This window comes from Okeania sp. KiyG1, assembly GCF_014132355.1.
Taxonomy (GTDB): Bacteria; Cyanobacteriota; Cyanobacteriia; order Cyanobacteriales; family Microcoleaceae; genus Okeania.
In genome coordinates this window covers 1-9,509 of sequence record NZ_BLZO01000020.1, presented here as the reverse complement: position 1 = coordinate 9,509, position 9,509 = coordinate 1, and the positions used below count along the sequence as shown (strand labels likewise).

At 37.0% G+C, this 9,509-nt stretch carries 4 protein-coding genes and 1 pseudogene; 1 reads left to right on the top strand and 4 read right to left on the bottom strand.

Annotated features, from left to right (window positions below; translation table 11 throughout):
* A pseudogene (locus SAGCYANO_RS02200) lies at positions 1-2,772 on the top strand (hypothetical protein); the annotation flags it as partial.
* 524 nt (positions 2,773-3,296) lie between these two features.
* Here the strand turns inward: SAGCYANO_RS02200 and SAGCYANO_RS02195 are convergent.
* From SAGCYANO_RS02195 to SAGCYANO_RS02180, 4 genes are all read right to left on the bottom strand, one after another.
* Positions 3,297-4,409, bottom strand: coding sequence for a mechanosensitive ion channel family protein (locus SAGCYANO_RS02195; RefSeq protein ID WP_202218587.1), 1,113 nt, complete (start codon positions 4,407-4,409; stop codon positions 3,297-3,299).
* A gap of 500 nt (positions 4,410-4,909) precedes the next feature.
* Entirely contained in the window at positions 4,910-5,806 is an 897-nt protein-coding gene (locus SAGCYANO_RS02190) for a hypothetical protein (protein ID WP_202218586.1), read from the bottom strand.
* A gap of 7 nt (positions 5,807-5,813) precedes the next feature.
* On the bottom strand, positions 5,814-6,524 hold the full coding sequence (locus SAGCYANO_RS02185) for a competence protein CoiA family protein (protein ID WP_202218585.1): 711 nt from the start codon (positions 6,522-6,524) through the stop codon (positions 5,814-5,816).
* A 291-nt stretch (positions 6,525-6,815) separates the two neighbouring features.
* A partial coding sequence (locus tag SAGCYANO_RS02180; protein WP_202218584.1) for a GAF domain-containing protein occupies positions 6,816-9,509 on the bottom strand: 2,694 nt, incomplete at its 5' end.

Here is a 9,509-nt window from a genome sequence, read left to right as displayed (position 1 = left end):
TCCAGCTCGGAATATTTCCATTATTATCAAGCACTATGCCAAGAAATAAATATCTGGTTCACACCAATAAAAACCCTAATTCCTCACACTGAAAAAACTACCCTTATTCTCAATACTCAAAATATTTCAGATAACCAAAGCAAAGAAATTTTACATAAACTACCTTGGGGAGAAATCTACCTTTCAGAAAATCAGAAAATTGAAACAATCTTAAGCTTTAATGAGGGCAAAACTACCCCAAATATTATCTCCGAAACTCCCAGACAAGTCAGAATATTAGGTATCTTGGGAGACAACACAAGTATCAAAATTTCCCAAGACAAAGACTTAATTCAAAAACTTAGAAGAAGAGGAGCTATACCTAAATTTTTACCCCAATCAAATCAAGAACTTAAACGACAAGACTTTGCCAAACTCTGGGATGAAACTTGGGATATAATCATCTTTTCCGGTCACAGTCAAACTTATCAACAACAAACTGGTATTATTCATCTCAATTCTCAAGAATATTTAGACTTCCAAGAAATTAGAAATACTCTCATAACAGCTAAACAACAAGGTTTACAATTAGCTATTTTTAACTCCTATGACGGTTTGGGTTTAGCTCAACAATTAGCAGATATTGGCATTACTATTATTATCTGGCGAGAAATTACCCCAGACCAAGTTGCTCCTCTATTTATTAAATATTTTTTGACTTATTTTACTGATAATAATTCTGTTTATACTGCTATGAAACAAGCTAGACAAAAATTACAAGAATTACATCCAGAAATTGAGGAAAAATTACCAGGAGTTACTCAATTACCAATAATAGTTCATCATGGCAAAGTTACACCTCCTACTTGGAGTCAACTACGGGGTAGAAGTGGGGGAAGAATAGGTGGTGCTGACTGGAATTTGGATAATTTACTGACTCGTCAAGAGTTGCGTAACCGGAAGAATTTATTGGAGGCGGTTAAATATGAGGTGGTGGCACGTTTGAGTCAGTCTTTGCATAATCAAATGGAAGTGTTAATTAATGTTCCGAAACAGTTTCAACCTCAACAGGTAAAACGTATTTGGGATGTGAGTGTGAAAATAGGCGATCGCCCGACTCTGAAATTATCTCGTGATGCGGATATTATTGATGTGTTTGATGACTCTGTGGTTGGGGGTCGGTTGTTAATATTGGGTGCTCCTGGGTCTGGGAAGACGACGACGTTGTTGGAGTTGGGTCAGGAGTTGGTGATTCGTGCTCAGATGGATGTGGAGTTGGGGATACCTGTGTTTTTCAATTTGTCTTCTTGGAGGGATGATAAACAGTCTATTGAGGAATGGTTGGTGGAGGAGTTGCGCTGGAAGTATGGGGTGAGTCGGGATATTGGTAAGAGGTTAGTGGAGGGTAAGCAGTTGTTACCGATGTTGGATGGTTTGGATGAGTTGGAGTCGTCTCGACAGGGTTTGTGTGTGGAGGCGATAAATAGGTTTTTGTCGGGGGAGTGTCGTCCTGGGTTTTTGGTGGTTTGTAGTCGGTTGGAGGAATATGAGTGTGTTGGGGGTGGGTTGTGTTTGAATGGGGCGGTTTGTTTGTTGCCTTTGAGTGATGCTCAGGTGGAGGGTTATTTGTTGGGGTTTGGTAAGGGTGAGTTGTGGGAGTGGGTGAGGGGTGATGTGGAGTTGTTGGAGTTGGTGAGGGTGCCTTTGTTTTTGAGTATGGTGGTTGTGGTGGGGGTTTCTTTGAGGAGGTGGGGTGAGTTGAGGGGGGATGAGCGGTTAGATTTTTTGTTGGATGCTTATTTGTGTCGGATGTTGGAGCGCAGGGTTGATAGTAGGTTTTATGGGGAAAAGGGGATGCCTAGTGATGAGAGGACTTTGGAGTGGTTGGGGTGGTTGGCGTCTCAGTTGGAGAAGCATTCAATGACTGAGTTTTTGATTGAGAGGTTGCGGTATTCTTGGGTTGAGAGAAAACGAGAGCAAAGAATTTACTGGATAGTTTCTTTTGTATTAGCATTGGTATCAAACCCTTTAGCGGTCTATTTTTGCCTCCTAGCTGCTCAACAGACACCATTTAACACAGGATTCGATTGGATTTTTGTAATTTTCTTGATTCTTATTTTTGCTTATGCGTTGACACCGAACACAATTCATAATCCTAATGATACTCGCAAAAAATATGGGAAAGTTGAAACTCTAACCTTTTCTTGGAAAAGATTTAAACATAATTTTAAAAAACAGCTATTTCACCCTGCTTTTATATTAGTAAATATATTTATAGTATGTCCGATATTGATGTATACAATTTTAGAATTTAATTTTAAAAGTATAGCTTTAGCAATATTTTCAATTGCTATTATGTCTGTTTCTATAAGTACTGTAGCATGGCAATCGTCTTTACCATCTGGAGAATTTAAAGCCCAAAAATCTCCTAATGAGGGTATATGGAAGATAGCTATTAATACAGGTATATTGATAATAATAAATTTACCCATTACGGTCAGCTTAATTATTCTTCCAAAATTAATTATTAGTTTAGAATTTATGAGTCTTTCACTGGTTTCATTTGGCATTTTATTAACTAATTTATACAGAAGTTTTTTGGATATTTTAAATATACACCTAACCCTCCGCATCACATTTTTCCTCACAAAAAAAGCCCCCTGGAATTACGCCCGCTTCCTCAACTATGCCACGGAAAAAATGTTACTTCAACGTGTTGGAGGAGGTTATCGATTTATTCATAGATTACTCCAACAACGTTTGGCATGGAGATACAATAATCAGCAAAAATAGAAGTATAAAAAATATTCTTACTCTCTTCTCTAACTGGATTTTAGTAACAAAGTCAAATAAACAGGACTTACGCACTAGGCACGAAAAAGTAGTGTTTAAGATTACTTCGCTATGGGTCGCAATGACGGAAATACATTGCAGGTGCTTCAACAATTAATAATGAATAATGAATAATGAATAATTACCTCTCCTTGAAAGAAGAGGATTGACAAATTCATGAAAATTTTTCTTCTCTTGGTCGATTGGATATGGCGAGGAGACCCGTTCTTGCAGACCCGCTCCGAAGATCGCCATCCCTCGACCGCTTATTATCCCCTTAAAAGGGGAGACACATACCCACAATTTTTCGGTAAGTCCTAATGTTTATAATTCTATAATTACTTCAATATTCAATCTCTCCTACTGCCCACCCCCAAATATATAATAAGTATTCAAGTAAAAACTCTTGAGATTGCTTCCTTCCACTCCGTTCCAGTCGCAATGACGTAGTTGTAAATTTTCCCACCTATCTACTTATTTAATGCCTAATTTTCACTATACTGCCAAGTTTTATAAGTTTCTGTATCGCTCAGAATATTCACATGAAATAAATCTATTCCCTCCTGCTCCAATAAAGCCAATATTGCCAAATTTAATTGGTCATAAGCACTCGAATAATTCTTTAAATCATTAGTAAATCCAATTACTCTAATAACACGAGCATTTCCTTGACATCCCTCAAATCTAACTGAACAAGAATCATATAAAATGTCAATTGATTTTGGTATTTCTCGAATTTTATCCCTGATATGAGCTATTTTTTTAGATGAAATACCATCAATTTTAATATACGACATAAAAGCTCCTGTCTTATTTTCAATTGGCTGTTGAGAGAAACTTTTGATGCTACCATCAATCATTTTAGAGTTAGGAATTTTCTGGGTAACTCCCTCATCGGGTATATAAATTGTTGTACTTCTAATACCTATATGTTGTACAGTACACTTCAGACCACTTGGCAGTAAAAGCCAGTCATTTACTCGATACAAAGCGTCAGTATAAATTACAATTGTCGCTACCCAATCAACAATAACATCCTTAAATAATAAGCCTAATGACAGACCAAAACCGCCGATTAAACCAAATATTGCAGTAGCAGAAGCTCCTAATAATACTTCTCCTGCTTTTAGGGCAAAAATTACTATGGCAGTTAACCTCAATAGTTTCGGAATATAGGGGCTAATAATATCATCTAATTCAGTGTCTGTTTGAGCTGATAAAGTTCTCAAAAATCCTCCTAAAATTGGAGATGTACGGTAGATAATTAGTGCTACATTACCTACTATTGCTAGGCTAATAATTCCTGTAATTGTTTGATTGAATTCGGGAGAAATATAATCTGTTAAGATTAATTGTATAACTCGAAATCCCAGTAAATATATGAACCATGCGATAGGTTGTTTAATAACTGTAATTAATTGATCATCAAGGGTGCTTTTTGTATTACGAGTTAAAGCCTCAATTCGCTTAATTACAATTGTGGTTAATAATTGTTTTAAGGCTAATGTGGCTATTAAAACCAGGGCTATAAAAAATATTATTCTTACTGGTATATTCAGAATTGTGAGATTTTTGGTGATTTGCCAAATTGCTTCCATAATTATCCGATAGTAGTAAAGTTAGGTTGAATAATTTATTCAATTATCAATTTTTTTATATTTTAGCAAACAAATAGGAAAATTTATATAGCATTTCCTAGTAAGTATCATGTATAAATAAGAGCTAATTTATAAATTTGATGTACTTATTAAGTAGGTTGCTTTCACTGAAGATTTAATTTGAGTCACGAACAAAACTCGTTATTACCGATAAATTGTGGTTTAAAGCCTCCCCTTTTAAGGGGAAAAAGAAAAAAAATTTCCTTTGAGTCAATCCTCTTCTTTTCAAGGAGAGGTAATTATTAATTATTAATTATTAATTATTAATTGTTGAACAGCGTATTTCTGATTTTAAGTTAAATAATTGGGTTATATAAATCTAGAAAACCGATCGCTCCTAGTTCGTAGCAGTTGCTCTAGCTGGAAAAAGCGATCGCCTTCCCATCAGACAGACTTACAAATTTTGCTAGGGAAAAATCGAAGCAATGATTTGAATGTGCTTAGGGAGTCAAGTTTTGTCGAGCAAAATAAGCCCTTTGCTTGATTTGCTCGACCTGAGTAGTGGTTAACAGAGGAATACTGTAGATACTATCTACCATATTCTGAACGTTAACAAGGGTGTAAAGATGTTTTTTATTTTCTACTATTGCCCCACAATTTTTAAGCCTGGTAAGTGCCCCTAGACATAACTGTTTGCGATCGCCAAGGAAACAGCAGCCTCGCATAACCTGTTCAAGGGTCAGTTGCTTCCAAACCTGGAAAGCTCTCCCAACATAGTGAATGACATCTAATAATTTTTTTGTCTCCCATTTAGCAGAATAAGGATGTAACCTATACAAACCAGAAGGGTAATCAACACACATCAACAAATTAACCCGTGTAACTGGTCTACAGAGATAACGCTGCATCTGTTTGACAAGGGTAAATATGGTGTATTGCCGATAATTTTCTATAAGTTCAAGCTGACTCAACCATTTGCTCTTTTCTGTTTCTATTGGGTTAGCTTTAGGGGTTAAGCTTTCAAAATATAGTTCAATAACAGGCCGATCTAAAGCCATAATAAAACTGTTTACATTTACTACAAATTCATAGGGGTCGTGTAAACATTCGGTCACAAAATCGAGAGGAATATCGCAGTTTAAAGATTTTTGACTATGTTTTTGCCCGTAAAATTGTTGAAGTCGATCGGCAGGAGTAAAACCGTTTTTTATTGTCAAATTCCCGATTTCTATAAATTTGTCAAATTGCTCTTCCTTCCTCCTTTCATAGAAAGCTTGCTTAACCAACCTCTGGCAAGCAGATTTTTCCCAGGTACATACAAGGGTATTTATGGGAATATTAAAAGTAGTTTTCCTCTGATGTTCATGCTTAATAATATGGGTGGTCCTAAAACTCAAATTCTTCCTAAAAGTAATCATCTTCGTCATTATCAGTTATTGTATCTATATTAGAAATGAAGTAATTATTTTTGTCGTCATCCCTTGCCTCTCCTTCTGTATTACTTGCATTGTCTGTTTCAGTGAACAAAAGTACAGGAGGAAGTCTTGAGAAATAATCACCATGCCATTCTCTATTTGCTTGAGTGTTTGCAGACTTGCCTAACCACCAAACAACGTCAATCCCTATGTTTCTGTAGTCTTCTGACCTCGCTTCTAGTTGTTCTGGCGTTATAGATGCCAGTTGGATTTCGTGAGCAAAAATATCGCCATAAGCCATGACTATAGCCACATCAATAATTCTGTATTTACCTGATGGCATTTTAACTAAATGCTCAAATTGAATGCAGTCAGGTTTAAGCCCATCAGAAGCACATTTAAGACAGTATTCAGCCACATAGAATTTTCCTTCTATGTGTTCCCATGATTCTCTTGGTGAGTAAGTTTGATTATTCTTAAAATATTCAGGGTCGAAAATTAATTTTGTATCAGGAAAATTGCCCTTGTACTGACTAACAAAATGAGGTCTTACATAAGTCCCTGTTCTCCAGTGGTCTTTTCTATAAAAAACTGGTGAGTCTACAAATTTATCCCAAGTATCATTTCGATGTTTTTGGGGATCGTAGTTCTTGGCATCGAGATATTTTCCTGTTGATTTTAAAATGCAACTTAAAGCCATATCAATTAATTATCTATCTCAAAAACTCTCAGATATAAAGACTCATAAAAATAATTTCTACTCCTACTAATTCGATTTGATAGCCTAAATGTTCGGCTGCAAATTTCTCTAAGTCTTTTATTGTTAAACCAGCCATAATTATTATCTCCTAGCATAGCAATTTTAGTAACATTTTTATCATAGCGCTCACAGTTGATTTTTTCTAGTTTTGAAGTTATATTTTGCTCTTTTATACCAAGGGTGAAAAAGAATGCTATTCTTTTCAGAAATGGTATTAATTCTTCCTTTTACCTAAATTGGTAAACTGATGATAAATTCTGTCCCTTCTCCTAGTATAGAATCAACGTGAATCTCTCCACCATGTTTTTCGACTATGATTTGACGAACGATCGCCAACCCTAAACCCGTCCCTTTTCCTATTTCTTTAGTCGTAAATAGATGGTCGAAAATCTTTGCTTTCACTTCCTCTGACATTCCCTTACCATTATCAGCGATCGTAATTTTCACCTGTTCATCTACCAGTTGCGTCTTAATAGTAATTCGATTAGGATTGGTTTTAATTTCAGCAAAATCTCGTCCTTGATTAGATTCATCCAAAGCATCAATAGCATTGGCGAGAAGATTCATAAATACCTGATTTAATTGCCCCGGAAAACAATTAATCGCTGGCAGATTTTCGTAATCTGTAACAACTTCAATTGCCGGACGATGTTGGTTAGCTTTGAGGCGATGGCGTAAAATTAGGATGGTGCTCTCAATCCCTTGATGTAAGTTAAATTCCTGTTTTTGGTTATTATCGGCACGGGAGAAGGTACTGAGACTTTTACTAATTGATTTAATGCGATTGCCTGCATCTTGGATGGTTCTGACTAATTGGGGTAAATCTTCTCGTACATATTCTAGATCGAACCCTTCTAGTTCTTTCTGAACTTCCGTCCCCGGTTGGGGGAATTTATTCTCATAGAGAGCGATCGCCCCCAACAGATCCTTGCTGTAATCTTTGACAGCAGTAATATTACCCACAATGCAACCCAGAGGATTATTAATTTCATGGGCAACCCCTGCTACTAAATTGCCCAATGCTGACATTTTTTCACTTTGCACGATTTGTAACTGTGCTTGTTGCAATTCCTGAAGAGCTTGTTCGAGTGCTTGAGATTTTTGCTTGATAGCAGTTTCAGAACGTTTGCGACAGGTGATATCTCGAAAATACCAAACTCGTCCCCAATATGCTCCATCAGATGAGTTGACTGGAGATGATGTCCTTTCGATAACTCTGTTATCTTTAAGATGGAGTTCGCAGTGGCTGGATTCATTGATATGTTCGTATAAATACAAAACTCTCTTTAAGAAAGCATCTGGTTCTACCGTTTGATTCATTGAATAAGTAAGCATCGAAGGATAGTCGCGAACATTTTGTAATTCTGGTGGAATTTTCCATATATCTAGATATCGCTGATTATAATAATTAATTTCGTAGTTCTGACTGACTACTAAAATTCCATCTAAAGAAGATTCCCGCTGTGCTTCTAGGAAAGCTTTATTTTGCCGTAAGTCGATTTCTGCTTGTTTAACTTCATTGAACAGGCGAGCATTGTAGTCTTCCGTAGCTTTTTTTTCAGCTTGAATTTGATGGCGTTCAATGGCAATTCGAGCTAGATAGGTTGCTACTTCTATCAGTTTGCGGTCGTGGGGAGTCAGACTACTAGGTTGAGGTTGATACATCGCTAGAGTAGCTAATACTTGTCCCTGTGTACCTAAAATTGGAGTGGATGTACAAGCTCGCAAACCGTAGTCTAAAGCCACGCGATAGTCTGCCCAAAGGGGATCGGTAGCAATATCTTCAACCATTACAGTAGCTTTGCAATAAGCTGCTGTACCGCAAGAACCTACGTTTGGCCCGATTTTAATTCCATCTACTAAAGTGTTGTAGGCAGTTGGGAGGCTAGGACCCGCAGCATTTCGCAATCGTCCTTCAGCATCAAGCAATAAAAAAGAACAATAAGCTGGATGGTGACATTGTTCTTCAATATACAGTGCAGTTTCTTCTAACACTTTGCTTAAAGGCAATTCTTGGGTAATCAATTCCAAAATTCGCTTTTGACCATCCGAGAGCGCAATGATTTCTGCTAACTCTTGAGATTTTTGCTCGGCATTTTGGAGCGAGTGTTCCAGTTCTGCTGCAAAATCCCGTACTTCTTGATAAAGATGAGAATTTTGAATAGATATAGCTGCTTGGGTACAGAGGAAGTTGAGCATGAGAAGACGATCGCTAGTAAAGACCTGACTGATAAATTGGTTTTCCAAATACAATATCCCAATCAATTTTAGCTGATTAATCAGAGGTAAGCATAACACACTTTTTGGTTGTTTTTGGCTCAAATATTCATCACATAAGGGCAAATCCCTTTTGCCATCATTAATGACTACCATTGCTTGGCTATTTTTGACATACTGAATCAGATGAATGGGCAAGTTAGTATTGGCATCTAGAGAATTTGCACAAATCTCTGTCACAGTCGATGTGGCAGTAGCGACAACCTGCCATACACCGTCAGAATTAGGCAAGACTAAGGCACAGCGATCGCCACCGGAGTTTTGCAAAATAATTTGAGTGAGTTGACGCAGTAGATCGTGAAAATCAATAGTGCTGGAGATGCTTTGAGAAGCTTTGAGGAGCACAGCAAAATCTAGAGTTTTACTGATGTTTGTACAGGATGAATTAGTTTTATTTGAGGTATAGCATGAATTATTAGCATTACAGATACTTGCTAAGGTTTCGAGTACATTCGTGTCGGACTGGAGAATAGGACGCAGTAAATTGGGATAACGATATTCTAGATCGGCAGTTTTAGCTTTAGCTCCCCATTTAGCATAACAATAGTACGCTTCCTGCATATATCCAGCCGCAGCTTTTTCTTTCCCCCAGTTCAGATAGAATTTAGCTGCTAGTTCATTTGCTAGAGCTTCATCTTGGATATAACC